The organism is Streptomyces marokkonensis (genome assembly GCF_008312835.1).
Taxonomy (GTDB): domain Bacteria; phylum Actinomycetota; class Actinomycetes; order Streptomycetales; family Streptomycetaceae; genus Streptomyces; species Streptomyces marokkonensis_A.
Genome location: NZ_VSKS01000028.1, coordinates 61,738 through 85,766 on the forward strand (window position 1 = coordinate 61,738; position 24,029 = coordinate 85,766).

Consider the following 24,029-nt stretch of genomic DNA (forward strand, 5'->3'; position numbering starts at 1 on the left):
GTGCGAAATTTCGTGCAGGTTACATGATGGAGCCGTTCTCGGGAACCGGGATACTCCGTTCCACCATGCGGACACCACACGGGTCGCGGCGGGATTCCGCGCCGGTGGTGGAAGTCTTGGAGACCGGTCCGGACAGATCGATGTCCCCCGGTCGATGGCGGGAAAGGGCTCCTTCGCCCGTCCCGCGGGCACGCCGTCGGCCTCATTGCCCACAGCGCTTACGGCTCATGCCCGGTGGTCATGCCGCCGAAACCAGCAAGTAACGATTAGTTATGCGGTCACTCGCATAAGCGCGAGGGGCATTATCCTAGGGCCGTTCCGAACAGCGTACCCAGGGCGTACGTCACACCGGCCGCCGCGCCACCGAGGGCGAGCTGCCGCAGACCGCTGTACCACCAGCTGCGCGCCGTCACCTTGGCCACCACCGCGCCGCACAGGAAGAGGCCGAGCAGCGCCAGCAGCACGGCCGGCCACATACTGCTCGCCCCGAGCAGGTACGGCAGGACGGGCAGCAGGGCGCCCAGCGCGAAGGAGCCGAAGCTGGAGACGGCGGCGACCGTGGGCGAGGGGAGGTCGCCGGGGTCGATGCCCAGCTCCTCGCGGGCGTGGATCTCCAGCGCCTGCTCGGGGTCCCTGGACAGCTGCCGGGCGACCTCGCGGGCCAGGCCGGGCTCGACGCCGCGGGCCTCGTAGAGCGCGGCGAGTTCGGCCTCTTCGTCCTTCGGGTGCTTGCGCAGCTCACGCCGCTCGACGTCCAGCTCGGCCTCGACCAGCTCGCGCTGGGAGGCGACGGAGGTGTACTCGCCGGCCGCCATGGAGAAGGCGCCGGCGGCCAGCCCGGCGAGACCGCTGAGGACGACGGTCTGCTGGCTGACGGCACCGCCGGCGACGCCGGTCATCAGGGCGAGGTTGGAGACCAGTCCGTCCATCGCGCCGAAGACCGCGGGGCGCAGCCACCCGCCGTTCACGTCCCGGTGCGTGTGGTTGTCACGGTGCGCCTCGTGCAGCGTCGCCTCGGTCTCGATGATGGCCATGCCTGTGTCCCCCAGAGTCTTCCTTGGACAAGTTCCATTCTTCGACAACGCACAATCTACGCCGTCACATTCCCGCCCGCCAGCAAGGAAAGGCTGGGCTAACCTGCGGTTTTGCATCTTCCGCTCGTTTGTGTAGAAGGACGCGCAGATGTCGACCGGGTGACGCTGGGGCCTGCGAGGCTGCGCCGGACACCTCACCGGGGACAGTTCCGCAAAGGGCTCCGCGCCCTGCTCGGGGCGCACCTGAGAGGAGAGCCGCGTATGGCATCGACCGCCCGCATCGCCTCCGTCCCGGCGCCCGGGAACGCCCTCGGGCGCCGGGAACGGGCGCGCGGCGCGCTCCTCGGCCTGGCCGTCGGCGATGCGCTGGGCGCCCCGGCCGAGAACATGAAGCCCTCCGAGATCCGCGCGAGATGGGGCCGTATCACGGGATACGTGACCGACCGACCGGCGGGCACGGACGACACCGAGTACGCGATCTTCTCGGGCCTGCTGCTGGCCCGGCACGGCTCCGCACTCACACCGGCGCACGTCGAGGCCGCCTGGCACGAATGGATCGCGGACCGCGCCGAGGGTCCCTTCCGGGGCGCCGGCTTCAGCGAACGGGGCACGCTGGAGAACCTGCGCAGGGGACTGGCGGCGCCCATCTCCGCCCAGCACCGGCACGCCTGGAGCGACGGTCTGGCGATGCGGGCGGCGCCCCACGGGGTGTTCGCGGCGGGCCGTCCCGACGAGGCGGCGCGGCTCGCGGCGATCGACGGCTCGGTCAGCCACGACGGCGAGGGCATCTACGGCGGCCAGGCGGTCGCGGCGGGGGTCGCGGCGGCGATGGCCGGGGCGCCCGTGGTCGCGGTGGTGGCCTCGGCCCTGGCGGTGGTGCCGGAGGACTCCTGGACCGCCCGCTCACTGCGCCGCGCCGCCACCGCGGCCCACCTCGGCGAACGCGCGGTCCGCTCCGCGGTGGTGATCGGCGGCTACCCGTGGACCGACCTGGCCCCCGAGGCGGTCGCCCTCGCCTTCGGCGCGTACGCGGCGGCGGACGGGGACTTCGCGCAGGCGGTGCTGACGGCCGTCAACATGGGCCGCGACGCCGACACGACGGCGGCGGTGGCGGGGGCGCTGGCGGGAGCGACCCAGGGCGTCGGCGCCGTCCCCGAACGCTGGGCGGCGGCCATCGCCCCGGCCCGGGGCACCTGTCTGCCCGCCATGGCGGGCCATCACGTCCTGGACATCGCGGACCTGCTGATCCCGGAGACCTCGTCATGACCACGCAGATTCCCTCCCCCGAGTCCCCACCCGCACCCGCACCCGCCGACGGCGCTCGGCCCCCACAAGGACCACCCGACCCCGAAACCCGCACGGGCGGTGCGGGCGGGAACATCCGGGCCGGAGGCGCAGCCGAGGCCGAACGTCCCGTCCGGCGGCCGCAGGGAAACCCGCGGGCAAGAATCGAAGGCCTCCTCCTCGGCCTGGCCGCGGGCGACGCCGCCGGCTGGCCGGCCGCCCGCCACCGCGCCGCCCGCATGCCCGAGTGGACCCGCCGCCTCACCCGTGAACTGGACACCTTCGCCGAACAGAACGCCACCACCACCCTCCCCGTACCGATCGCCCTGAACCAGCCCTCCGAACCCCTCCGCCTCGGCCCCTCCGACGACGCCGAATGGGCGGCCTTCGCCGCGGAAGCCGTGCTGCGGGCCGGCGACGAGACCGCCTTCGGCGACCTGAGCCGCGAACGCCGCACCCGCGCGGCCATCGACCTGACCTGGAACACCGTGGCCGGGGAGATCGCCGCCGCGGCGGACCGCGCCCCCGAGACGGAGTCCGCCGTGCTCCCCCTGCGCGCCCGCATCTCCGTCCGCGCCGGACTCGGCAATCTCGCCACCGGCCTGCGCCCACCCGCCACCGGCCACGACAACCCGCACTACTTCGACGACGCGGCCTGCGTACGGGCCTGCGTGCTGGCCGTCGCGCACCCCGGTGACCCCGCGGCCGCCGCCGCCCTCGCCGAGTTCGACGCCCGCTACACCCAGGACGGCGACGGCGTGCACGGCGCCCGCGCCATGGCCGCCGCCGTCGCCCTCGCCCTGACCGGGGCGGACCCGCACGCCTGCGTGGCCGCGGCCTGCGCCGAGCTGCCCGAGGACACGGAGATCGGCCGCAACGCACGGCACGCCCTGAAGCTCGCGGCGGACGCCGGCAGCGCCTTCGCCCTCGTACCGCCGCTGGAGCACCAGATCGTCGACCACGTCTACAGCTACGGCATCGCCGCCGCCGAGACCGTCCCCGTCGCCCTCGCCCTCACCGTCGCCGCCCGGGGCCGTATCGCGGAGGCGGTACCCGCGGCGGCATGTCTGTCGCGGGTCGCGGACTCCGCCCCGGCGCTCGCCGGCGCCCTCACCGGCGCGCTGGGCGGCGGCGCGGCGGTCCCGGCGTCGTGGCGGGAGGCCTGCCGCACGCTCTCCGGCTGCGTCCTCCCCCGGCTCACCGGAACGGACCTGGTGGAACTCGCCGGACTCCTGGAAGCGGCACAACCGGCCACGACAGGTGGATGATTCGGGCATGACGCGCGAAAAGGCAGAAAAGTCCGGCCGGGGCCTGCCCCTGGACGAGCGGATCACCGGCGCCCTCGTGGGGGCCGCGGTCGGCGACGCCCTGGGCGGACCGGTCGAGGGCTACTCCCCCGAGCAGATCGTCGAGCGCCACGGCGGACGCGTGCACGGCGTCGTCGGCCCGTGGAACGGCGAAGCGTGGCGCACCGCCCGGCCCATCGCGCCGTACCACAAGGGCGACGGCCACGTCACCGACGACACCCTGATGACCCACGCGCTGGTCCGGGTGTACGCGACGGTCCGCGACCACCTGGACGCTTACGCCGTCGCCGACCACCTGGTCCCGGACCTGATGACGAACCCGCGCTGGATCCCGGAGCTGGAGGCGGAGGCGATCTTGCTGCACCGGATCTTCCTCGCGGAGAAGTGGCTCGTGGCCCGCCTGCACTACGGGCACATCGACCCGCGTGAGGCCGGTGTCGGCAACATCGTCAACTGCGGGGCCGCGATGTACATGGCGCCGGTCGGGCTGGTCAACGCCGCCCACCCGGCCGCCGCCTACGCCGAGGCGCTGGACGTCGCGGGCGCCCACCAGTCGTCGTACGGCAGGGAGGCGGCCGGCGTCTTCGCGGCGGCCGTGGCGGCGGCGTGCGCGCCGGGCGCGACCGCGGACTCGGTGGTCGGCGCGTGCCTGTCGCTGGCGAAGGACGGCACGCGGGCGGCGATCGAGAAGGTCTGCGAAACGGCCGCGCGGTACACGGACACCGAGTCGGCGCTGCGCCCGCTGCGGGAGGCGGTGACCCCGTACGACACGGTGGGCCCCGACTACCGTGCCCCCTCCCTGGGCGCCCGGCGCCCGTCCCGGCTGCACGCCGTCGAGGAGCTCCCGGTCGCGCTGGGCATGGTGGTCGTGGCGGGCGGCGACTTCCGGCACGCGGTGCTGGGCGCCGTGAACTACGGCCGCGACTGCGACTCCATCGCCACGATGGCCGGCGCCGTGACCGGCGCCCTCGGCTCACCGGTCCCCGAGGACTGGGCCAAGACGGTGGCGGAGGCCAGCCGCCTCGACCTGTGGGAACCGGCGGCCGCGCTCACCGCCGTGGCCCGCGAGATCTTCGCACGCGACGTGGACCGCCGCCGCGCACACGAGGACGCGTTCGGGAGGCTGGAGGGCCCGGAATGCTGCGGCTGACCTGGGTGCAGCCGGAGGACCTGATCGGCCACGAGCTGCGCCAGGCGGCCCAGGACGGCCGGGAACCCTCGGCCGTCGCCGCCCGCTGGCGAGCGGCGGGCGGTCCCGAGGCCCCCCTCACCGCGGGCGCCTCCCCCACACCGGCCTCCCCCTACCTCCGCCTCCTGGCCACGGACCTCCTGGACGAACTGGCCGACCTCCCCAGCACCCTGGCGGACGCGGAACCGACCGACCTCACCACCATCAGGTCCCTGTGCCCCGACTGGCCCGGCTCCGGTGCGGGCGGTCGTGCCAGGGCGGCGCACCCCGCCGCCCTGGAAGCCGCCTGGCTCGGCAGAGCGGTCGGCTGCCTCCTGGGCAAACCGGTGGAGAAGCTCCCCCTCACCGGCATCCGCGACCTGGCCCGTGCCACCGGCAACTGGCCCCTGACCACGTACTTCACCGCCCGCGGCGTCCCCGAGGACCTCCTCACCCGCCACCCCTGGAACCGCCGCTCCGCGACCACCTCCCTCGCCGAGAACATCGACGGCATGCCCGAGGACGACGACCTCAACTACCCCCTGCTCGCCCTCCTCGTCCTGCGACGCCACGGCCGCGCCTTCACCACCGCCGACGTGGCCCGCGTCTGGCTCGACGAACTCCCCGCCGGCCGTACCTTCACCGCCGAACGCGTCGCCTACCGCAATCTCCTCAGCGGCCTGGAACCCCCGCGGACCGCCCGCCACCACAACCCCTTCCGCGAGTGGATCGGCGCCCTGATCCGAGCGGACGTGCACGGCTGGACCAACCCCGGCGACCCGGCCGCCGCCGCCGAGCAGGCACACCGCGACGCCACCCTCACCCACACCGCCAACGGCGTCTACGCGGCGATGTTCACGGCGGCCGTCATCGCCGTCGCCGCCGCCCCCGACGGGGCCCACGACGTCCACGCCTGTCTGCGCGCCGGCCTCGGTGTCGTCCCGCCCCGCTCCCGGCTCGCCCGCGCCGTCCGGCACGCCATCCAACTGGCACGCGAGCACGCGGACTTCGCCACCGTCGTCGACCTGCTGCACGACACCCACGCCGCCACCCACCACTGGGTGCACGCCGTCCCCAACACCGCGCTGATCGCCGCCGCCCTCACCCACGCCGACGGCGACTTCACCGGCTCCGTGTGCCGCGCGGTCTCGGGCGGCTGGGACACCGACTCCAACGGCGCGACCGCCGGCAGCGTCGCCGGCCTGCTCGCGGGTTCGCCCCGGGCGCTCCCCGAACGCTGGACGGCCCCGCTGAAGAACCGGCTGGCCACGTCCGTCGCCGACTTCAACGGTTCCGGTTTCGACAGCCTGGCCCGTCTGACCCACCTGGAGGCCTCCCGCCCATGACGCCCTCCGACCCGGCCACCGCCCCGCCGCCCGCACCCGGCGGCCCCCCGCTCACCGGCCTGCGCGTGCTGGACCTGGCCACCCTCTTCGCCGGACCGCTCGCCGCCACCATGCTCGGCGACTTCGGCGCGGAGGTCGTGAAGGTCGAACATCCGAGGAAGCCGGACCCCTCCCGGGGCCACGGCCCGTCGAAGGACGGCATCGGCCTGTGGTGGAAGGTGCTCGGCCGCAACAAGCACACCATCACCCTCGACCTGTCCAAGCCGGGCGGCCGTGCCACCCTCCTGCGCCTGGCCGGGACCGCCGACGTCGTGATCGAGAACTTCCGCCCCGGCACCCTGGAGAAGTGGGACCTGGGCTGGCCCGAACTGTCCGCGGTCAATCCCAGGCTGATCCTGGTCCGGGTCACCGGGTTCGGCCAGTTCGGCCCGTACGCGCACCGCCCGGGGTTCGGCACCCTCGCCGAGGCCATGAGCGGCTTCGCCGCGATCACCGGCGAACCGGACGCGCCGCCGACCCTTCCGCCGTTCGGCCTCGCGGACTCCATCGCGGGCCTGACCACGGCGTACGCGGTCATGACCGCCCTCGCCGGCCGCGACCGCACGGGAGAGGGCCAGGTCGTCGACATGGCCCTGATCGAGCCGATCCTGACCGCGCTCGGGCCCCAGCCGACCTGGTACGACCAGCTCGGTCACGTCCAGCCCCGCACCGGCAACCGCTCCCAGAACAACGCCCCGCGCGGCACGTACCTCACCGCCGACGGCACCTGGGTCGCCGTCTCCACCTCGGCCCAGTCGATCGCCGAGCGCGTGATGGTGCTGGTGGGGCGGCCGGACCTGATCGACGAGCCCTGGTTCGCCACCGGCGAGGACCGGGCCCGGCACGCGGACGTCCTGGACGAGGCGGTCGGCGGCTGGATCGCCCGGCGCAGCCGCGCCGACGTCCTGGCCGCCTTCGAGAAGGCGGAGGCGGCCGTCGCCCCCGTCCAGGACGTACGGGACGTCATGGCGGACCCGCAGTACCAGGCGCTGGACACGATCACCACGGTCGACGACCCGGAGCTGGGCCCGCTGCGCATGCAGAACGTCCTCTTCCGGCTCTCCGGCACCCCGGGCGGGATCCGCTGGGCGGGCCGCCCGCACGGCGCGGACACCGAGGAGGTCCTGACCGGTCTTGGCCTCACCCCGGCCGACCTCGCGGAGCTGCGCGCGGAGGGCGCCCTGTGACGGGCTTCCCTCTGACCTGGCTGTACGTCCCGGGCGACCGTCCCGCCGTCGTCGCGAAGGCGCTCGCCTCCGGGGCCGACGTGGTGGTGATCGACCTGGAGGACGCGGTCGCGCCCGACCGCAAGGCCTACGCCCGGTCGGCCACCGCCGAGCTGCTGCGCGACCGCCAGCCGGTCCCGGTCCACGTCCGCGTCAACGCCCTGTCCGGTCCGTGGGCCGTTGCGGACCTCGCGGCCGTCGCCCACGCCCCCGGTCTGTCGGGCCTGCGGCTGCCCAAGGTGGCGTCGCCGGCCGACGTGGTACGCGTCGCGCGCCGGACGGTGTCCGCGCACGGCGGCGCGCTGCCGCTGTACGCCCTGCTGGAGACGGCCCTCGGCATCGAGCGCGCCCACGCGGTGGCCACCGCCCACCCGTCCCTGCGCGGCATCGCCATCGGGGAGGCGGACCTGCGGGCCGACCTGGGGGTACGTGACGACGCCGGCCTCGACTGGTCCCGCTCCCGGGTGGTCGTCGCCGCGCGGGCGGCGGGCCTGGCCCCGCCCACCCAGTCCGTCCACCCGGACATCCGGGACCTGGACGGCCTGACGGCCTCCTGCGTCCGGGGCCGCGCCCTGGGCTTCCTGGGCCGCGCCGCGATCCACCCGCGCCAGCTCCCGGTCATCGAGCGGGCCTACCTGCCCACCAAGGAGGAGATCGAACAGGCGGAGACGATCCTCAAGGCAGCGGCCACCACCCCGGGCGCCCAGGCCCTTCCCGACGGCACGTTCATCGACACGGCGGTGGTGACGGCGGCCCACCGCACCCTGTCCCTGGCCCGCCGGACCTGAGCCCCTTCGCAGCCGCGCGACACGATGAGGGCGCCCGGAAGAATCCGGGCGCCCTCATCGTCGTACGGCGAGCCGTCAGCCCTTCTTGGCCGACCCGGCTCCGTCCTTCGACTCCTCGGAGTCATCGGAGTTTCCGGAGTCCTCCTTCGCGGAAGGAGCCTCCTCCTCGTCGTTCTTCGCGGCAGGAGCGTCCTTCTCGTCCTTCTCCAGGGCCCCGGCCTCGCCGGAGGCGGCGGAACCGTCCGAGCCGCCGGAGGCACCCGGCTCCACCACGTCCTCCCGCCCCGGCCGCTTCCGCGCCGACAGCACGATGTACAGCACCGCGAGCAGGAACACGAGGATCGAGGTCCAGTTGTTCAGCCGCAGCCCGAGGATCTCGTGCGCCTCGTCGACCCGCACGTACTCGATCCAGAACCGCCCCACGCAGTACGCGGCGACGTACAGCGCGAACGCCCGCCCGTGCCCGAGCCTGAAGCGGCGGTCGGCCCAGATCACCAGCAGTGCCACGCCGATGCACCACAGCGACTCGTACAGGAAGGTCGGGTGGTACGTACCCGGGACCCGTCCGTCGGAGGAGGACGTGATCTCCACCGCCCAGGGCAGATCCGTGGACCGCCCGTACAGCTCCTGGTTGAACCAGTTGCCCCAGCGGCCGATCGCCTGGGCGAAGGCGATGCCCGGCGCGACGGCGTCGGCGTAGGCCGGCAGCGCGATGCCCCGGCGGCGGCAGCCGATCCAGGCGCCCAGCGCGCCGAAGGCGATCGCGCCCCAGATACCGAGGCCGCCCTCCCAGATCTTGAAGGCGTCCACCCAGTCACGGCCCTCGCTGAAGTACAGCTGGTAGTCCGTGATCACGTGGTAGAGCCGGCCGCCGATCAGGCCGAAGGGCACGGCCCAGACGGCGATGTCGGCCACCGTGCCGGCCCGCCCGCCCCGGGCGACCCAGCGCTTGTTGCCGAGCCAGACGGCAACGAAGACGCCGATGATGATGCAGAACGCGTAGCCGCGCAGCGGAACGGGGCCGAGGTACAGCACCCCGCTCGACGGGCTGGGAATGTAGGCAAGTTCCATGGCAGGGTCGACGCTACCGTGCCGGACCGGGCTCGCGGTGGGCGGCCCGGCTACGGCTCCATAACAGGAACCCCGGGCTTCCCCGGGCGGCCGGCGCTATCCCTTGTTGGCCTCCTGCACCATCTGCTTCAGCTTCTCGGGGGTCATCGAGCGGTCCTCGTAGATGTTCTTCCCGTCGAACAGCACGGTGGGCGTGCCGCTGAAGCCGCCCTTCTGGAAGGCCTCGTGGGACTTGGCGACCCAGCTGTTGTGCGTGCCGTCCTCGACGCAGGAGCGGAAGACCGGGGTGTCCAGCCCGTCGACCTTGCCGGCCAGCTCGATCAGCCTGTCCTTGTCGGCGAAGGCGTCGTCGCTCTCCATCGGCTGGTTCTCGAAGAGCACGTCGTGGTACGCCGTGAACTTCCCGGCGTCCTGGGCGCAGGCGGCCGCGTTGGCCGCGTTGCGCGAGCCGGTGCCGCCCAGGCCGTTGTCGATCAGCGTGACCAGGTGGTACTCGGCCTTCAGCTGACCGGCGTCGGTCAGTTCGTGGATGGTGGGGCTGTAGACCTGCTCGAAGGACTTGCAGGCCGGACAGCGGAAGTCCTCCCAGACCGTGAGCGTCGCCTTGGCGCCCGGCTCGCCGACGGGGATGGCCGTGCCGTCCTTGCCGAGGGCCCCCGAGGGCGCGACGACCGGGCCCGCCGACTCGCTCTCGGTGTCGTCGCCGCCGGAGTTGGCGGCGATGACGCCGATCACCGCCGCGAGCCCCAGGACACAGACCACGCTCGCGCCCACGATCAGGGCGCGGCGTCGCTTCTCCGCCGCCTTCTGCTTCTCGCGCTCGACCGCCATCCGCTCCCGGGCGGTGCGCTTTCCCTCACGGTTCTTCTCGCTCACACCCCGCAGAACGAACCGGGGAGGCGCACAGCGCCTCCCCGGTCCCAGGTCCACCCGTACGAGGGACCCGTATGACCACCTGCTGATACCCGGCCGGCTACGCCTGCCCGCGCACGCCCTTGGCCAGGTCGCCGGCGAGCTCACGGACGGCCTCGATGCCGGCCGCGTCGTCGGGGGCGTCCAGCATGCGCTTGACGAAGGCGGAGCCGACGATCACCCCGTCGGCGAAGCGGGCGACCTGGGCGGCCTGGGCGGGGCTGGAGACACCGAGACCCACGCAGACCGGAATGCCGGTGGTGGCGCGGGTGCGCCGCACCAGGTCCTCGGCCTGCGAGCTGACCGACTCCCGGGTGCCGGTGACGCCCATCAGGGAGGCGGCGTAGACGAAGCCGCTGCCCACCGCGGTGATCTCGGCGAGCCGCTCGTCCTTGCTGCTGGGCGCCACCACGAAGACCGTGGCGAGGCCGTGCTTCTCCGCGTGCTCCCGCCACAGCGCGGACTCCTGGACGGGCAGGTCGGGCAGGATGCACCCGGCGCCGCCCGCCTCGGCGAGCTCGGCGGTGAAGCGCTCGACGCCGTAGCGGTCGATGGGGTTCCAGTACGTCATGACGAGGATCGGCTTGCCCGTGGCCGCGTGGGCCTCGCGCACCGTGCGCATGACGTCCGCGATCCTGACGCCGCCGCGCAGGGCGATGTCGTCGGCGGTCTGGATGACCGGGCCGTCCAGGACGGGGTCGCTGTGCGGCAGGCCCACCTCGACGACGTCGGCGCCGCCCTCCAGGGCGGCCTTGACCGCCTCGATGCCCCCGTCCACGGTCGGGAACCCGGCCGGGAGGTAGGCGATGAGGGCGGAGCGGCCCTCGGACTTCGCCGCGGCGAGGGTGTCGTTCAGCAGCCGCACGTTCCCGCTCACTTGGCGTCCCCCTCGATCTCGGCGGTGCCGGCCTCGTCGGCGGCGACCTCGGCGTCGGTGTCGTACAGACCGAACCAGCGCGCGGCGGTGTCCATGTCCTTGTCGCCGCGCCCGGACAGGTTGACCACGATCAGTCCGTCCCCGCCCAGCTCCCTGCCGACCTCCAGGGCGCCGGCCAGCGCGTGGGCGCTCTCGATGGCCGGGATGATGCCCTCGGTGCGCGACAGCAGGCGCAGGGCCTGCATGGCGGCCTCGTCGGTCACCGCGCGGTACTCGCCGCGGCCGCTGTCCTTGAGATAGGCGTGCTCGGGTCCGATGCCCGGGTAGTCCAGGCCGGCCGAGATGGAGTACGGCTCGGTGATCTGGCCCTCGTCGTCCTGGAGGACGTAGGACCGGGAGCCGTGCAGGATGCCGGGCTCGCCCGCGGTCAGGGTGGCCGCGTGCTCGCCGGTCCCGATGCCGTGACCGGCCGGCTCACAGCCGATCAGGCGCACGTCCGGGTCCGGGATGAAGGCGTGGAACAGGCCGATGGCGTTGGAGCCGCCGCCGACACAGGCGATGGCGGCGTCGGGCAGGCGTCCGGCGCGCTCCAGGATCTGGCGGCGGGCCTCGACGCCGATGACGCGGTGGAAGTCGCGGACCATCGCCGGGAAGGGGTGCGGTCCGGCGACCGTGCCGAACAGGTAGTGGGTGCGGTCTACGTTGGCGACCCAGTCGCGGAACGCCTCGTTGATGGCGTCCTTCAGCGTGCGGCTGCCGGACTTCACGGCGATGACCTCGGCGCCGAGCATGCGCATCCGGGCCACGTTGAGAGCCTGGCGCCGGGTGTCGATCTCGCCCATGTAGATCGTGCAGTCGAGGCCGAAGAGGGCGCAGGCGGTGGCGGTGGCCACCCCGTGCTGGCCGGCGCCGGTCTCGGCGATCACGCGGGTCTTGCCCATGCGCTTGGTCAGCAGGGCCTGGCCGAGCACGTTGTTGATCTTGTGCGAGCCGGTGTGGTTCAGGTCCTCGCGCTTGAGGAAGACACGGGCGCCGCCGGCGTGCCCGGCGAAGCGGGGGACCTCGGTGAGCGCCGAGGGGCGGCCGGTGTAGTTGACCAGGAGGTCGTCGAGCTCCCTGGCGAACTCGGGGTCGGACTTGGCCTTGTCGTACTCGACGGCGACCTCGTCGACCGCCGCGACGAGGGCCTCGGGGATGAACTTGCCGCCGAAGGCGCCGAAGTAGCCTTCGCGGTTGGGGGTCCGACCCTCCGGGTCGGGGATGAAGAAGTTGCTGGGCATGCGTGAACCTCACGGTGAGCGTGTGTTGGGCACTGATCGCCGTGGGGCGGGGGGGGTCGCCGGCCCGCTTCAGGCCGTACGTGGCTGGACGCGCAGGTCCCCGCGCCCCTGTGGGGCGCGTCGCCATCGCCGCCCGTTCACCTGCCCCGGTTCGTCGCCGATGACGTAGCGGACCCTGCGGCCGTGGACGCGGCGCGCGGGAGCACGGCAGCCGCGGGGGCGGCAGCCGCGCGCGAGGCGCGCATACGGGTCCCTGGCCGTCAGGGTCAGCGGGAGAGTCATCGCGGCCAAGCCTACCGGTGGATCAGCCGCGGCCGTGCCGCAGTGCCGGGTGTTCGCCCGCCGCCACCAGGTCGGAGACGGCCGTCTTCGGGTCCTTGCCGGTGACCAGGGACTCGCCGACCAGGACCGCGTCGGCGCCGGCGTTGGCGTAGGCGATGAGGTCGTGCGGACCGCGGACGCCGGACTCGGCGACCTTGACCAGGTGGGCGGGGATCTCCGGGGCCACCCGCTCGAAGGTGCCCCGGTCGACCTCCAGGGTCTTGAGGTTGCGCGCGTTGACGCCGATGACCTTGGCGCCCGCGTCGACCGCGCGCTCGACCTCGTCCTCGTCGTGGACCTCGACGAGCGGGGTGAGCCCGATGGACTCGGCGCGCTCGATCAGCGATTCCAGGGCCGACTGGTCGAGGGCGGCCACGATCAGCAGCGCGAGGTCGGCGCCGTACGCGCGGGCCTCCCAGAGCTGGTACGAGGTGACGATGAAGTCCTTGCGCAGCACGGGGATGTCCACGCGCGCGCGGACGGCCTCCAGGTCGGCCAGCGAGCCGCCGAAGCGGCGCTGTTCCGTGAGGACGGAGATGACGGCGGCGCCGCCCGCCTCGTAGTCGGCGGCGAGTCCCGCCGGATCGGCGATCGCGGCCAGCGCGCCCTTGGAGGGGCTGGAGCGCTTGACCTCGCAGATCACCTTGACGCCGTCACCGCGCAGGGCGGCCACGCCGTCCTTGGCCGCGGGGGCCTTCGCCGCGCGCTCCTTGAGCTCGTCGAGGCTGACGCGCGCCTGCCGCTCCGCGAGGTCGGCACGGACTCCGTCGATGATCTCGTCGAGCACACTCACGCGAGCGGCCCCCTTCCTGACGGTCGGTCTTCGATGGTCACTGCGATGGTATCCGCAGCGGGGCGAATGCCCCGCATCCGGCCGACGCCGATCCCACTACCTGGACCTTCTCTGTTGATCAAGGATGCAACCAGCCGCCGAACGGCAGGTTCCGGACAACCGTGAAGACCAGCAGCAACGCTCCCAGCGACCACAGGAGCACCGGGGGCGGGTCGATCCGCAGCGGCCTGCCGCGCACCGTGCGGACCACCCAGACGGTCCACAGCACGGCCAGGCCCGCATAGCCGAGGACGGCGGGCGCGTTGGCCTGGAGCGCCGCCAGGAGGTCGCCGTGCACGACGGCGTGCGCGCTGCGCAGCCCGCCGCAGCCGGGGCAGTACAGGCCGGTGAGGCGCAGCAGCGGGCAGGCGGGGTAGTGGCCCGGTTCGTTGGGGTCCACGGCCCCGACGTAGGCGAAGGCTCCGGCGACGGCCGCGAGGGTGGCGGCGGGGACGGCCAGCCGGGCCGCCCTGCCGCGGGGCACGCTGGGACTGGGGGCGTTCACGCTCCGCATTGTGCCCCGGACACGGGTCAGGGGCGGTGCCGGCCGCGCCGTGCGGGCCGCCGCCCCTGTCCGGACTGCTCCGTGCTCGCTCAGCCCTCGGCGTGGGCCGGCGCGCGCTCGCCGGTGAGCTGGTGCACCGGGTGGGCGTCCTTCGGCTGGCCCATGCCCATCGAGCGCATGATGGCGCCGACGACACCGCCGAGAAGAACGACGCCCATGCTCGCCCAGAAGCCCACCGGCTGGTCCATCACCATGAACGCGCCACCGGCGCAGAAACCGATGAAGGCGATGATGACACCGGTCCAGGCGGCCGGGGTGTGACCGTGGTTGCTGCCCGCCATTGCTTGCTCCTCGTTGCTGAGTACGTGTCTGAGCAGGGCGCTCCCCCTCATTGTCCCGCACGCGCCCGGGCCGGGTGACCGGGGGTGCCGGACGGGTGCGCCGCCCGGTGACGCCCCTAAGCCCCGGTCGGGTCCTCGCCCCGGTCGAGCGCCTTCCAGAGGTCCTCCGGACGGTCCGGGCCGGCCGGCGCGGGCCTGCGGCGCGGCCGTGGCGCCGTACCGCCCCGCTCGTAGCGGCCGGACATGGCCGGCCACAGCCGCCCGTACCGCAGCGCCAGCAGTCCCGCCACCAGCAGCAGCGCACCGCCCACGGCGGCGACGTACGGCCACGCCGTGTGGCTGAGGGCCTCCACCGTCGCCGACGTGTCCCCGGACGCCTCCGCCGCCTGTTCGTCGAGCGCCGCGCTGTCGGACGCCCCGAGCAGCGCCGCCGTGACGATGCCCGCGCCGGAGAGGGCGAGCAGCGCGGCGACGGCGAAGCGGCCGGCCCGGCGGACGGCGAAGACGGCGACGAGCGCGGCCAGCCCCACGACGGCCAGGGCGGCGGGGACGCCGGTGACGTCACTGCCCCTGGCGGTCAGGGGGAACGCGCCGCCGGCCACCGTCGTGGTGCCCTCCGACCACTGCTGCCGCGTGGCGAGCAGGACCACGGCCGCGCCGAGGGCGCCGCAGAGCAGGGCGGCGGCGAGGCTGAGGCGGCCGGTCCGGGCGGAGCCGGCGGCCTCGGAACGGGGGGTAGGTACAGCAGTCACGACATCCACTATCGCCTGAACCCCGGGCGAACCGTCACCCGGGGTTCGTCTCACGCCTTTCGCAGCCGGTTCGCCGTGTGCACGGCGCGCAGGACGGCCGCCGCCTTGTTGCGGCACTCGGTGTCCTCGGCGACCGGGTCGGAGTCGGCGACGATTCCCGCTCCCGCCTGCACGTACGCGGTGCCGTCGCGCAGCAGGGCGGTGCGGATGGCGATGGCCGTGTCGGAGTCGCCCGCGAAGTCGAGGTAGCCGACGCAGCCGCCGTACAGCCCGCGCCGGGACGGTTCGAGTTCGTCGATGATCTGCATCGCGCGGGGCTTGGGCGCGCCGGAGAGCGTGCCGGCCGGGAAGCAGGCGGTGAGCACGTCGAAGGCGGTGCGGTCGTCCGTGACGCGGCCGGTGACCGTCGAGACGATGTGCATGACGTGCGAGTACCGCTCGATGGACATGAAGTCGACGACCTCGACGGAACCGGGTTCGCAGACCCGTCCGAGGTCGTTGCGGCCCAGGTCGACGAGCATGAGATGCTCGGCGCGCTCCTTGGGGTCGGCGAGCAGTTCGTCGGCGAGGGCCTGGTCCTCCAGCGGGGTGGCGCCGCGGTGCCGGGTCCCGGCGATGGGGTGGACCATGGCCCGCCCGTCCTCGACCTTCACCAGGGCCTCGGGGGACGAGCCGGCCACGTCGAAGCCGTCGAAGCGGAACAGGTACATGTACGGCGACGGGTTGGTGGCCCGCAGGACCCGGTAGACGTCCAGGGCGCTCGCCGTGCACGGGGTCTCGAACCGCTGCGAGGGCACGACCTGGAAGGCCTCGCCCGCGCGGATGCGTTCCTTGACGTCCTCCACGGCCCGCCGGAAGTCGGGGCCGCCCCACAACGCGGTGTACTCGGGCAGCTCGGAGGGCGGCAGCACGGCCGGCGGCTGGGCCACCGGGCGGGCGAGGTCGGCCTCCATGGCGTCCAGGCGGGCCACGGCGTCGGCGTACGCCTCGTCGACGCCGGTCTCCAGGTCGTTGTGGTTGATCGCGTTGGCGATCAGCCAGACGGAGCCCTCCCAGTGGTCCATGACGGCGAGGTCGCTGGTGAGCAGCATGGTCAGCTCGGGCAGCCTCAGGTCGTCCCGCTCGCCGGGGCCGATCCTCTCCAGGCGGCGCACGATGTCGTAGCCGAGGTAGCCGACCATGCCGCCGGTGAAGGGCGGCAGGCCCAGGTCGTGGGCGAGGTCGCGCGGGGTGTGCAGGGCCTGCAGGGTGGTGCGCAGCGCGGCGAGCGGGTCGCCGTCGACGGGGACGCCGACGGGCGGGGTGCCCTCCCAGTGCGCCCGGCCGTCGCGTTCGGTGAGGGTGGCGGCGCTGCGGACGCCGACGAAGGAGTAACGGGACCAGGACCTGCCTCCCCCGGTGCTGAACGCCTGGGAGGTGTCCCCATCGGCGGACTCGAGCAGAAAGGTGCCCGGCCGCTCGCCGGCGAGCTTGCGGTAGAGGGCGACCGGGGTGTCGCCGTCGGCGAGGAGCTTGCGGGTGACCGGCACGACCCGGCGGTCGGTGGCGAGCTTGCGGAACGTCTCGAGGTCCATGGCGCCAGACCCTACTGATCCGAGGCGGGAGCGTCCGCCGGCAGGACGTCGGCGTCGAAGCAGGTACGGGCGCCGGTGTGGCAGGCGGCGCCCACCTGGTCGACCTTGACCAGCACGGTGTCGGCGTCGCAGTCCAGGGCGACCGACTTGACCCACTGGAAGTGGCCGGAGGTGTCCCCCTTGACCCAGTACTCCTGGCGGCTGCGCGACCAGTAGGTGCAGCGGCCGGTGGTCAGCGTGCGGTGCAGCGCCTCGTCGTCCATCCAGCCCAGCATCAGCACCTCGCCGGTGTCGTACTGCTGGGCGATGGCGGGCAGGAGACCCTCGGGGCTGCGCTTGAGCCGCGCGGCGATCTCCGGGTCGAGGCGGCCGGACGGAGCGCTGTGGCGCGAAGCGCCTCCGTGCGGGGCGGTGGCCGGGCGACGGGCGGGCGTGCTGGTCATGCGGACCATTGTGCCGCGTCCCGGCCGCCCGGACCGGACCCCGTCCACTGGGCGGACCCGGCGCCCGGCCGTAGGCTGGCTCCCATGTCGACCCATGCCAAGCGTGAACGACTTCTCCTGGCCGATCTGCTGGAGACCACGGGCCCTGAGGCCCCCACCCTGTGCGAGGGCTGGACCACCCGGGACCTCGCCGCCCACGTGGTGGTGCGCGAGCGCCGCCCCGACGCGGCCGGCGGGATGCTCGTCAAACAGCTCGCGCCGCGCCTGGAGCGGGTGATGGCGGAGTTCGCCGCCAAGCCGTACGAGGAACTGATCCAGCTGATCCGGACCGGTCCCCCGCGCTTCTCGCCCTTCTCGCTCAAGCAGATCGACGAACTGTCGAACATCGTCGAGTTCTACGTCCACACCGAGGACGTCCGCCGGGCCCGGCCCGAGTGGACGCCGCGCGAGCTGGACCCGGTGTTCCAGGACGCCCTGTGGTCGCGCCTGGAGCGCTCCGCGCGCCTGATGGGCCGCGGGGTTCCCACGGGTCTGGTGCTGCGCCGTCCGGACGGCCAGACGGCGGTGGCCCAGCGCGGCACCCCGGTGGTCACGGTGACCGGGGAGCCGTCCGAGCTGGTGCTGTTCGCCTACGGGCGGCAGAGCGCGGCCAAGGTCGAGCTGGACGGCGACGAGAACGCGATCGCGAAGCTGCGGGAGACCAAGCAGCTCGGCATCTGATCCGTACCCGAGAGGCACAGTTCGTGATCAAAGTGGCCATGACCAGCGTGTACGTCGACGACGTGGCGAAGGCGCACGCCTTCTACACCGATGTCCTCGGCTTCGAGACGCGGACCCACATGGATCTGGGCGGCGGGACGCTGTTCGTCACCGTCGGCGCGCGCGAAGGCGCCCAGCGGGATCTGGAGCTCCTGCTGGAACCGGGGCAGGGTCCCATCGCCGAGCCGTATCGCCGCGCGGTCCGCGAGGCGGGGCTGCCCGCGATCGTGTTCTCCGTGGACGACCTGCGCGCGGAGTACGAGCGGCTGCGCGGCGAGGGCGTCCACTTCGTCCAGGACCCGCGGGAGCAGGGTCCGGTGATCGCCGCGGTCCTGGACGACACGGTGGGCAATCTCATCCAGCTGGCTCAGCCCGTGGGCTGAGCCTCACCGCACCGGGTGACCGGCTTCCCGCAGCGTGTCCTTGACCTGGCCGATCCGCAGGTCGCCGAAGTGGAAGACGGACGCGGCCAGCACCGCGTCCGCGCCGGCCGCGACGGCGGGCGGGAAGTCGGCGAGCTTTCCGGCGCCGCCGGAGGCGATCACCGGCACGGTGACGTGCTTCCGGACGGCGGCGATCATCTCCAGGTCGTAGCCGTCCTTGGTGCCGTCGGCGTCCATGGAGTTGAGCAGGATCTCGCCCGCGCCCAGTTCGGCGGCGCGGTGCGCCCACTCCACGGCGTCGATGCCGGTGCCGCGGCGGCCGCCGTGCGTGGTCACCTCGAAGGAGCCGGATGCGGTGCGGCGGGCGTCGACCGAGAGGACGAGGACCTGCCGGCCGAAGCGCTCGGCGATCTCGCGGATGAGCTCGGGGCGGGCGATGGCGGCGGTGTTCACACCGACCTTGTCGGCGCCCGCGCGCAGCAGCCTGTCCACGTCCTCGGCGGTGCGGACGCCGCCGCCCACCGTGAGCGGGATGAACACCTGCTCGGCGGTGCGGCGCACCACGTCGTAGGTCGTCTCGCGGTTGCCCGACGAGGCGGTGATGTCCAGGAACGTCAGCTCGTCGGCGCCCTCGGCGTCGTACACCTTGGCCATCTCGACGGGGTCGCCCGCGTCGCGCAGGTTCTGGAAGTTGACGCCCTTGACGACCCGGCCGTTGTCCACGTCCAGGCAGGGGATGACTCGGACCGCCAGGGTCATGAATCCACGGCTCCTCTGAATGCTTCGAGTTCCACTGAGACCAGTACGCGCGAGTCGACGAAGCCCTCGACCACCAGGACGGTGGTGACCGGGCGCACCGAGTCGAACAGCTCCTTGTGCGCGCGGCCGGCCGCGTCGACGTCCCGCGCGTGGGCGAGATGCAGGCGCGTGCGGATCACGGACTCGATGCCGAGCCCGAACTCGCCGATCGCCTCCAGGGCGTTGGCGAAGGCCGCCTTGGCCTGCTCGTACGGGTCGCCCTCGCCGTGCAGCACCTCGCCCCGGAACGCGGTCGTGCCCGCCACCAGGACGCGGTCACCCGCCGCCACGGCACGTGCGAAGCCGATGGTCTCCTCCCAGGGGTTCCCGCTCTGCACGCGCCGTACGGCATCCGATGTCATCGGGCTGTGTCCTTCTTCAAGAGGTGGCCTCCAGGGCCTCTTCCAGGGTGAACGCCTTGGCGTACAGGGCCTTCCCGACGATGGCGCCCTCGACGCCGAGCGGGACGAGCCCGGCGATGGCACGCAGGTCGTCGAGGGAGGAGACGCCGCCGGAGGCGACCACCGGGCGGTCGGTGGCGGCGCAGACGTTCTTCAGCAGCTCCAGGTTGGGGCCCTGGAGGGTGCCGTCCTTGGCGATGTCGGTGACGACGTAGCGGGCGCAGCCCTCGGTGTTGAGGCGCTCCAGCGTCTCGTAGAGGTCGCCGCCGTCACGGGTCCAGCCCCGGCCGCGCAGGGTGGTGCCGCGGACGTCGAGACCGACGGCGATCCTGTCGCCGTGCTCGGCGATGACCCGGGCGACCCACTCGGGGGTCTCCAGGGCGGCGGTGCCGAGGTTGACGCGGGTGCAGCCGGTGGCGAGGGCGGCGGCGAGGGTGTCGTCGTCGCGGATACCGCCGGACAGCTCCACCTTGATGTCCATCGCCCCGGTGACCTCGGCGATCAGCGCGCGGTTGTCGCCGGTGCCGAACGCGGCGTCCAGATCGACCAGGTGCAGCCACTCGGCGCCGGAGCGCTGCCAGGCGAGGGCGGCCTCGAGCGGCGAGCCGTACGAGGTTTCCGTCCCGGACTCGCCGTGCACGAGGCGGACGGCCTGGCCGTCGCGGACGTCGACGGCGGGGAGGAGTTCGAGCTTGGCCATGTCTCTACAGGGTTCCGATCCAGTTGGTGAGGAGCTGGGCACCGGCGTCGCCGGACTTCTCGGGGTGGAACTGGGTCGCCCACAGGGCGCCGTTCTCCACGGCCGCCACGAAGGGCTTGCCGTGGGTGGACCAGGTGACCAGCGGGGCGCGCATCGCCGGGTTCGCGGTCTGAAGGCTCCAGTCGTGGACGGCGTAGGAGTGCACGAAGTAGAAGCGGGCGTCCGCGTCGAGGCCGGCGAACAGCTCGGAGCCGGCCGGGGCGTCCACGGTGTTCCAGCCCATGTGGGGCACGATCTCCGCCTGGAGCGGTTCGACCGATCCGGGCCACTCGTCGAGGCCCTCGCTCTCCACGCCGTGCTCGATGCCGCGCGCGAAGAGGATCTGCATGCCGACGCAGATGCCCATGACCGGGCGGCCGCCGGACAGCCGGCGGTCGACGATCCAGTCGCCGCGGGCCTCCTTCAGGCCCTTCATGCAGGCGGCGAAGGCACCGACGCCGGGCACCAGCAGCCCGTCGGCGTTCATGGCTTGGTCGAAGTCGCGGGTGATCTCGACGTCGGCTCCGGCGCGGGCGAGGGCGCGCTCGGCCGAGCGGACGTTGCCGAAGCCGTAGTCGAAGACCACGACCTTCTTGGTGGTGCTCAAGGCCTCACACCTCCAGGTACAGAAGGCCCGTGCCGATGCACAGCGCGGCCCCGACGGCGAGCAGCACGACGAGGCTCGTGGGCATCTTCTGCTTGACGAAGGAGATGATCCCGCCGACGAAGAACAGGCCGACGACGATCAGGACGGTGGACAGACCGTTCATGCCTACAGCGCGCCCTTCGTGGAGGGCAGGATGCCGACCGCGCGGGGGTCCCGCTCGGAGGCGTAGCGCAGGGCGCGGGCGAGGGCCTTGAACTGGCACTCCACGATGTGGTGCGCGTTGCGCCCGTAGGGCACGTGCACGTGCAGCGCGATCTGGGCCTGGGCGACGAAGGACTCCAGGATGTGCCGGGTCATCGTCACGTCGTACTCGCCGATCATCGGCGCCATGTTCTCGGGCTCGGTGTGCACGAGGTAGGGGCGTCCGGACAGGTCGACGGTGACCTGGGCGAGGGACTCGTCCAGCGGGACCGTGCAGTTGCCGAAGCGGTAGATGCCCACCTTGTCGCCGAGCGCCTGCCTGAACGCGGCGCCGAGCGCGAGGGCGGTGTCCTCGATGGTGTGGTGGGAGTCGATGTGCAGGTCGCCCTCGGTCTTCACGGTCAGGTCGAACAGACCGTGGCGGCCGAGCTGGTCGAGCATGTGGTCGTAGAAGCCGACCCCGGTGGAGATCTCGGTCTTTCCGGTCCCGTCGAGGTCGATCTCGACCAGGACGGACGTTTCCTTGGTGGTGCGTTCCACGCGTCCTACGCGGGTCATGCGCTCTGCTCCTTCTTGATCTCACGTACCGCGTCGAGGAACGCGTCGTTCTCGGCCGGGGTGCCCGCGGTGACGCGCAGCCATCCCGGTACGCCGTTGTCCCGGACCAGGACGCCCCGGTCGAGGATCTTCCGCCAGATGGCGTGGGAGTCCTCGAACCGTCCGAACTGCACGAAGTTCGCGTCGGACTCGGTCACCTCGTAGCCGAGGGCGCGCAGTTCGGCGACCAGCCGGTCGCGCTCGGCCTTGAGCTGCTCGACGTAGCCGAGCAGCGTGTCGGTGTGCTCCAGCGCGGCCAGCGCGGTCGCCTGGGTGACGGCCGACAGGTGGTACGGCAGCCGGACCAGCTGGACGGCGTCGACGACCGCCGGGTGGGCGGCGAGGTAGCCGAGGCGCAGGCCCGCCGCGCCGAACGCCTTCGACATGGTGCGGGAGACGACGAGGTTCGGCCGTCCGTCGAGCAGCGGGAGCAGCGAGTCGCCGTGGCTGAACTCGACGTACGCCTCGTCGACGACCACCATCGACGGCTTGGCGGCCTGGGCGGCCTCGTACAGGGCGAGGACCGTCCGAGCCGGGACGGCGTTGCCGGTGGGGTTGTTGGGGGTGGTGACGAAGACGACGTCGGGGCGGTGCTCGGCGATCGCCTTCCGGGCGGCGGGCAGGTCGATGCCGAAGTCCTCGTCCCGCGGCCCGGAGATCCAGCCGGTGCCGGTGCCGCGCGCGATGAGGCCGTGCATCGAGTACGAGGGCTCGAAGCCGATGGCGGTGCGGCCCGGTCCGCCGAAGGTCTGCAGCAGTTGCTGGATGACCTCGTTGGAGCCGTTGGCCGCCCAGACGTTCTCGACGGAGACCGGGTGCCCGGCCGTCCTCGTCAGGTATTCGGCCAGCCTGGTGCGCAGTTCGACCGCGTCCCGGTCGGGGTAGCGGTTGAGGTGCCGGGCGGCCTCCCGGACCCGCTCGGTGATCCGCTCGACCAGCGCATCGGGCAGCGGGTAGGGGTTCTCGTTGGTGTTCAGCCGGACGGGGACGTCCAGTTGGGGCGCGCCGTAGGGGGACTTGCCGCGCAGCTCGTCCCGTACGGGGAGGTCGTCGATTCCGAAGCTCACTTGTTCTCGGGCACCTTCCAGCCGAACCTTGCCTTGATCGCCGCGCCGTGCGCGGGCAGGTCCTCCGCCTCCGCCAGCGTGACCACGTGGTGCGCGACCTCGGCCAGCGCGTCCCGCGTGTAGTCGACGATGTGGATGCCGCGCAGGAAGGACTGGACGGACAGGCCCGAGGAGTGGCAGGCGCAGCCGCCGGTGGGCAGGACGTGGTTGGAACCGGCCGCGTAGTCACCGAGGGAGACCGGGGACCAGGGGCCGACGAAGATCGCGCCCGCGTTGCGCACCCGGTCGGCGACCGCGGCGGCGTCGGCGGTGTGGATCTCCAGGTGCTCGGCGCCGTAGGCGTCGACGACGCGCAGGCCCTCGTCGAGGCCGTCGACCAGGACGATGGCGGACTGGCGGCCCGTGAGGGCCGGGACGATCCGGTCGTCGACGTGCTTGGTCGCCTCGACCTGCGGCTGCAGTTCCTTCGCCACCGCGTCCGCGAGCTCGGCGGAGTCGGTGACCAGGACGGCGGCGGCCAGCGGGTCGTGCTCGGCCTGGCTGATCAGGTCGGAGGCCACGTGCACCGGGTCGGCGGTGGAGTCCGCGAGGATCGCGATCTCGGTCGGGCCGGCCTCGGCGTCGATGCCGATACGGCCGGTGAAGTAGCGCTTGGCGGCGGCGACCCAGATGTTGCCGGGGCCGGTGACCATGTTCGCGGGCGGGCAGGACTCGGTGCCGTGGGCGAACATCGCGACGGCGGTGGCGCCACCGGCGGCGTAGACCTCGTCGACGCCGAGCAGCGCGCACGCGGCGAGGATCGTCGGGTGCGGCAGCCCGCCGAAGTCGGCCTGGGCCGGGGAGGCGAGCGCGACCGACGGGACACCGGCCTCCTGGGCGGGCACCGCGTTCATGATCACGGAGGACGGGTAGACGGACCGGCCGCCGGGCGCGTACAGCCCCACGCGGTCGACCGGGACCCACTTCTCGGTGACCGTGCCGCCGGGCACGACCTGGGTGGTGCGGGTGCCGCGGCGCTGCTCTCGGTGGACGAGCCGGGCGCGGCGGATGGACTCCTCGAGGGCGGCGCGCACGGCCGGGTCGAGTTCCTCCAGCGCGCGCGTGAGGGCGGCTGCCGGGACCCGTACCTGGTCGAGCCTGACGCCGTCGAACCGCTCGGCGAAGTCGATCAGCGCCGCGTCGCCCCGATGATGCACGTCCTCGCAGATGGGCCGCACCTTCTCCAGGGCGGCCGCGACGTCGAAGTCGGCTCGGGGCAGCAGGTCGCGCAGGGCGGCACCCTCGGGGAGGGCGTCACCGCGCAGATCGATTCGTGAGATCACGTGCTCAATTCTCTCAGACCCGCAGCGTGGGCCGTCCGCCCGTTCCAGTGGCTGA

General features: G+C 73.1%; 28 protein-coding genes. 8 read left to right on the forward strand and 20 right to left on the reverse strand.

Translation table 11 applies throughout. The annotated features are described in order from the left end of the window. Positions 1-302: 302 nt before the first annotated feature. Positions 303-1,034 (reverse strand): VIT1/CCC1 transporter family protein, encoded by a 732-nt coding sequence (locus F1615_RS32630; RefSeq protein WP_149552648.1) that lies wholly within the window; start codon positions 1,032-1,034, stop codon positions 303-305. A gap of 261 nt (positions 1,035-1,295) precedes the next feature. On the opposite strand from F1615_RS32630, the gene F1615_RS32635 reads away from it, so the two are divergent. From F1615_RS32635 to F1615_RS32660, 6 genes are read left to right on the forward strand one after another with little or no spacing between them, the layout of a single operon-like run. Continuing rightward, positions 1,296-2,300, forward strand: coding sequence for an ADP-ribosylglycohydrolase family protein (locus F1615_RS32635; protein ID WP_149552649.1), 1,005 nt, complete (start codon positions 1,296-1,298; stop codon positions 2,298-2,300). After that, positions 2,297-3,586, forward strand: a complete 1,290-nt coding sequence (locus F1615_RS32640; protein ID WP_244328930.1) for an ADP-ribosylglycohydrolase family protein — start codon at positions 2,297-2,299, stop codon at positions 3,584-3,586. Before F1615_RS32635 ends, F1615_RS32640 begins: the two co-directional genes overlap by 4 nt. Before the next feature lie 7 nt (positions 3,587-3,593). Further along, positions 3,594-4,775, forward strand: a complete 1,182-nt coding sequence (locus F1615_RS32645) for an ADP-ribosylglycohydrolase family protein (protein ID WP_149552650.1) — start codon at positions 3,594-3,596, stop codon at positions 4,773-4,775. Next, positions 4,763-6,139: an ADP-ribosylglycohydrolase family protein gene (locus tag F1615_RS32650; protein WP_149552651.1), complete on the forward strand. Its 1,377-nt coding sequence runs from the start codon at positions 4,763-4,765 to the stop codon at positions 6,137-6,139. Before F1615_RS32645 ends, F1615_RS32650 begins: the two co-directional genes overlap by 13 nt. Next, positions 6,136-7,365 (forward strand): CaiB/BaiF CoA transferase family protein, encoded by a 1,230-nt coding sequence (locus F1615_RS32655; protein WP_149552652.1) that lies wholly within the window; start codon positions 6,136-6,138, stop codon positions 7,363-7,365. The genes F1615_RS32650 and F1615_RS32655 overlap by 4 nt, the downstream gene beginning before the upstream one ends. Further along, on the forward strand, positions 7,362-8,192 hold the full coding sequence (locus F1615_RS32660) for an HpcH/HpaI aldolase/citrate lyase family protein (protein ID WP_149552653.1): 831 nt from the start codon (positions 7,362-7,364) through the stop codon (positions 8,190-8,192). Before F1615_RS32655 ends, F1615_RS32660 begins: the two co-directional genes overlap by 4 nt. 75 nt (positions 8,193-8,267) lie before the next feature. On the opposite strand, the gene lgt is transcribed toward F1615_RS32660, so the two are convergent. The 11 genes from lgt to hisI all read right to left on the reverse strand — a co-directional run bounded on the left by lgt (position 8,268) and on the right by hisI (position 17,100). Next, positions 8,268-9,263: a prolipoprotein diacylglyceryl transferase gene (gene lgt / locus F1615_RS32665; protein WP_149552654.1), complete on the reverse strand. Its 996-nt coding sequence runs from the start codon at positions 9,261-9,263 to the stop codon at positions 8,268-8,270. A 96-nt stretch (positions 9,264-9,359) separates the two neighbouring features. After that, a complete protein-coding gene (locus F1615_RS32670; protein ID WP_167533923.1) occupies positions 9,360-10,139 on the reverse strand; it encodes a thioredoxin domain-containing protein in 780 nt (259 codons plus the stop codon). A 97-nt stretch (positions 10,140-10,236) separates the two neighbouring features. Next, positions 10,237-11,052 carry a tryptophan synthase subunit alpha gene (gene trpA, locus F1615_RS32675; RefSeq protein WP_149552656.1) on the reverse strand — a complete coding sequence of 272 codons (816 nt, stop codon included), beginning with the start codon at positions 11,050-11,052 and terminating at the stop codon, positions 10,237-10,239. Continuing rightward, entirely contained in the window at positions 11,049-12,332 is a 1,284-nt protein-coding gene (trpB, locus tag F1615_RS32680; RefSeq protein ID WP_149552657.1) for a tryptophan synthase subunit beta, read from the reverse strand. The genes trpA and trpB overlap by 4 nt, the downstream gene beginning before the upstream one ends. Before the next feature lie 69 nt (positions 12,333-12,401). Continuing rightward, entirely contained in the window at positions 12,402-12,614 is a 213-nt protein-coding gene (trpM, locus tag F1615_RS37240; protein WP_149552658.1) for a tryptophan biosynthesis modulator TrpM, read from the reverse strand. A 22-nt stretch (positions 12,615-12,636) separates the two neighbouring features. Beyond that, positions 12,637-13,446 (reverse strand): indole-3-glycerol phosphate synthase TrpC, encoded by an 810-nt coding sequence (trpC, locus tag F1615_RS32690; protein ID WP_149552659.1) that lies wholly within the window; start codon positions 13,444-13,446, stop codon positions 12,637-12,639. 118 nt (positions 13,447-13,564) lie between these two features. After that, positions 13,565-13,999 carry a DUF2752 domain-containing protein gene (locus F1615_RS32695; protein ID WP_149552660.1) on the reverse strand — a complete coding sequence of 145 codons (435 nt, stop codon included), beginning with the start codon at positions 13,997-13,999 and terminating at the stop codon, positions 13,565-13,567. 80 nt (positions 14,000-14,079) lie between these two features. Continuing rightward, entirely contained in the window at positions 14,080-14,331 is a 252-nt protein-coding gene (locus tag F1615_RS32700) for an HGxxPAAW family protein (protein ID WP_149552661.1), read from the reverse strand. Positions 14,332-14,447: 116 nt separating this feature from the next. After that, a complete protein-coding gene (locus F1615_RS32705; RefSeq protein WP_149552662.1) occupies positions 14,448-15,092 on the reverse strand; it encodes a TIGR02234 family membrane protein in 645 nt (214 codons plus the stop codon). A gap of 41 nt (positions 15,093-15,133) precedes the next feature. After that, on the reverse strand, positions 15,134-16,657 hold the full coding sequence (locus F1615_RS32710) for an anthranilate synthase component I (RefSeq protein WP_149552663.1): 1,524 nt from the start codon (positions 16,655-16,657) through the stop codon (positions 15,134-15,136). Positions 16,658-16,668: 11 nt separating this feature from the next. Continuing rightward, on the reverse strand, positions 16,669-17,100 hold the full coding sequence (hisI, locus tag F1615_RS32715) for a phosphoribosyl-AMP cyclohydrolase (RefSeq protein WP_149552664.1): 432 nt from the start codon (positions 17,098-17,100) through the stop codon (positions 16,669-16,671). An 84-nt stretch (positions 17,101-17,184) separates the two neighbouring features. Here hisI and F1615_RS32720 point away from each other — a divergent pair, with 84 nt between their 5' ends. Next, positions 17,185-17,820 carry a TIGR03085 family metal-binding protein gene (locus F1615_RS32720; RefSeq protein ID WP_149552665.1) on the forward strand — a complete coding sequence of 212 codons (636 nt, stop codon included), beginning with the start codon at positions 17,185-17,187 and terminating at the stop codon, positions 17,818-17,820. Positions 17,821-17,843: 23 nt separating this feature from the next. Then, on the forward strand, positions 17,844-18,242 hold the full coding sequence (locus F1615_RS32725) for a VOC family protein (protein WP_149552666.1): 399 nt from the start codon (positions 17,844-17,846) through the stop codon (positions 18,240-18,242). A 3-nt stretch (positions 18,243-18,245) separates the two neighbouring features. Here F1615_RS32725 and hisF read toward each other — a convergent pair whose 3' ends face one another. From hisF to hisD, 8 genes are read right to left on the reverse strand one after another with little or no spacing between them, the layout of a single operon-like run. Further along, entirely contained in the window at positions 18,246-19,001 is a 756-nt protein-coding gene (gene hisF, locus F1615_RS32730) for an imidazole glycerol phosphate synthase subunit HisF (protein WP_149552667.1), read from the reverse strand. Further along, positions 18,998-19,402 (reverse strand): Rid family hydrolase, encoded by a 405-nt coding sequence (locus F1615_RS32735; protein ID WP_149552668.1) that lies wholly within the window; start codon positions 19,400-19,402, stop codon positions 18,998-19,000. Before F1615_RS32735 ends, hisF begins: the two co-directional genes overlap by 4 nt. A 16-nt stretch (positions 19,403-19,418) precedes the next feature. Next, a complete protein-coding gene (gene priA / locus F1615_RS32740) occupies positions 19,419-20,141 on the reverse strand; it encodes a bifunctional 1-(5-phosphoribosyl)-5-((5-phosphoribosylamino)methylideneamino)imidazole-4-carboxamide isomerase/phosphoribosylanthranilate isomerase PriA (protein WP_149552669.1) in 723 nt (240 codons plus the stop codon). 4 nt (positions 20,142-20,145) lie between these two features. Then, positions 20,146-20,787, reverse strand: coding sequence for an imidazole glycerol phosphate synthase subunit HisH (gene hisH / locus F1615_RS32745; protein WP_149552670.1), 642 nt, complete (start codon positions 20,785-20,787; stop codon positions 20,146-20,148). Between the two features lie 4 nt (positions 20,788-20,791). Continuing rightward, positions 20,792-20,950: a hypothetical protein gene (locus F1615_RS35820; protein WP_167533924.1), complete on the reverse strand. Its 159-nt coding sequence runs from the start codon at positions 20,948-20,950 to the stop codon at positions 20,792-20,794. A gap of 2 nt (positions 20,951-20,952) precedes the next feature. Beyond that, a complete protein-coding gene (hisB, locus tag F1615_RS32750) occupies positions 20,953-21,546 on the reverse strand; it encodes an imidazoleglycerol-phosphate dehydratase HisB (RefSeq protein WP_149552671.1) in 594 nt (197 codons plus the stop codon). Next, positions 21,543-22,652: a histidinol-phosphate transaminase gene (locus F1615_RS32755; RefSeq protein WP_149552672.1), complete on the reverse strand. Its 1,110-nt coding sequence runs from the start codon at positions 22,650-22,652 to the stop codon at positions 21,543-21,545. The genes hisB and F1615_RS32755 overlap by 4 nt, the downstream gene beginning before the upstream one ends. Beyond that, entirely contained in the window at positions 22,649-23,974 is a 1,326-nt protein-coding gene (gene hisD / locus F1615_RS32760) for a histidinol dehydrogenase (protein ID WP_149552673.1), read from the reverse strand. Before hisD ends, F1615_RS32755 begins: the two co-directional genes overlap by 4 nt. Positions 23,975-24,029 lie beyond the last annotated feature (55 nt).

Excerpts from the sequence above, each read along its gene's own strand:
- trpB (WP_149552657.1), bottom strand. The coding sequence starts at position 12,332 with ATGCCCAGCAACTTCTTCATCCCCGACCCGGAGGGTCGGACCCCCAAC.
- trpM (WP_149552658.1), bottom strand. The coding sequence starts at position 12,614 with ATGACTCTCCCGCTGACCCTGACGGCCAGGGACCCGTATGCGCGCCTC.
- F1615_RS32700 (WP_149552661.1), bottom strand. The coding sequence starts at position 14,331 with ATGGCGGGCAGCAACCACGGTCACACCCCGGCCGCCTGGACCGGTGTC.
- hisI (WP_149552664.1), bottom strand. The coding sequence starts at position 17,100 with ATGACCAGCACGCCCGCCCGTCGCCCGGCCACCGCCCCGCACGGAGGC.
- F1615_RS32710 (WP_149552663.1), bottom strand. The coding sequence starts at position 16,657 with ATGGACCTCGAGACGTTCCGCAAGCTCGCCACCGACCGCCGGGTCGTG.
- F1615_RS32695 (WP_149552660.1), bottom strand. The coding sequence starts at position 13,999 with ATGCGGAGCGTGAACGCCCCCAGTCCCAGCGTGCCCCGCGGCAGGGCG.
- hisB (WP_149552671.1), bottom strand. The coding sequence starts at position 21,546 with ATGACCCGCGTAGGACGCGTGGAACGCACCACCAAGGAAACGTCCGTC.
- F1615_RS32635 (WP_149552649.1), top strand. The coding sequence starts at position 1,296 with ATGGCATCGACCGCCCGCATCGCCTCCGTCCCGGCGCCCGGGAACGCC.
- F1615_RS32720 (WP_149552665.1), top strand. The coding sequence starts at position 17,185 with ATGTCGACCCATGCCAAGCGTGAACGACTTCTCCTGGCCGATCTGCTG.
- F1615_RS32650 (WP_149552651.1), top strand. The coding sequence starts at position 4,763 with ATGCTGCGGCTGACCTGGGTGCAGCCGGAGGACCTGATCGGCCACGAG.
- F1615_RS35820 (WP_167533924.1), bottom strand. The coding sequence starts at position 20,950 with ATGAACGGTCTGTCCACCGTCCTGATCGTCGTCGGCCTGTTCTTCGTC.
- F1615_RS32655 (WP_149552652.1), top strand. The coding sequence starts at position 6,136 with ATGACGCCCTCCGACCCGGCCACCGCCCCGCCGCCCGCACCCGGCGGC.
- F1615_RS32640 (WP_244328930.1), top strand. The coding sequence starts at position 2,297 with ATGACCACGCAGATTCCCTCCCCCGAGTCCCCACCCGCACCCGCACCC.
- priA (WP_149552669.1), bottom strand. The coding sequence starts at position 20,141 with ATGGCCAAGCTCGAACTCCTCCCCGCCGTCGACGTCCGCGACGGCCAG.
- lgt (WP_149552654.1), bottom strand. The coding sequence starts at position 9,263 with ATGGAACTTGCCTACATTCCCAGCCCGTCGAGCGGGGTGCTGTACCTC.
- F1615_RS32735 (WP_149552668.1), bottom strand. The coding sequence starts at position 19,402 with ATGACATCGGATGCCGTACGGCGCGTGCAGAGCGGGAACCCCTGGGAG.
- F1615_RS32630 (WP_149552648.1), bottom strand. The coding sequence starts at position 1,034 with ATGGCCATCATCGAGACCGAGGCGACGCTGCACGAGGCGCACCGTGAC.
- F1615_RS32645 (WP_149552650.1), top strand. The coding sequence starts at position 3,594 with ATGACGCGCGAAAAGGCAGAAAAGTCCGGCCGGGGCCTGCCCCTGGAC.
- hisF (WP_149552667.1), bottom strand. The coding sequence starts at position 19,001 with ATGACCCTGGCGGTCCGAGTCATCCCCTGCCTGGACGTGGACAACGGC.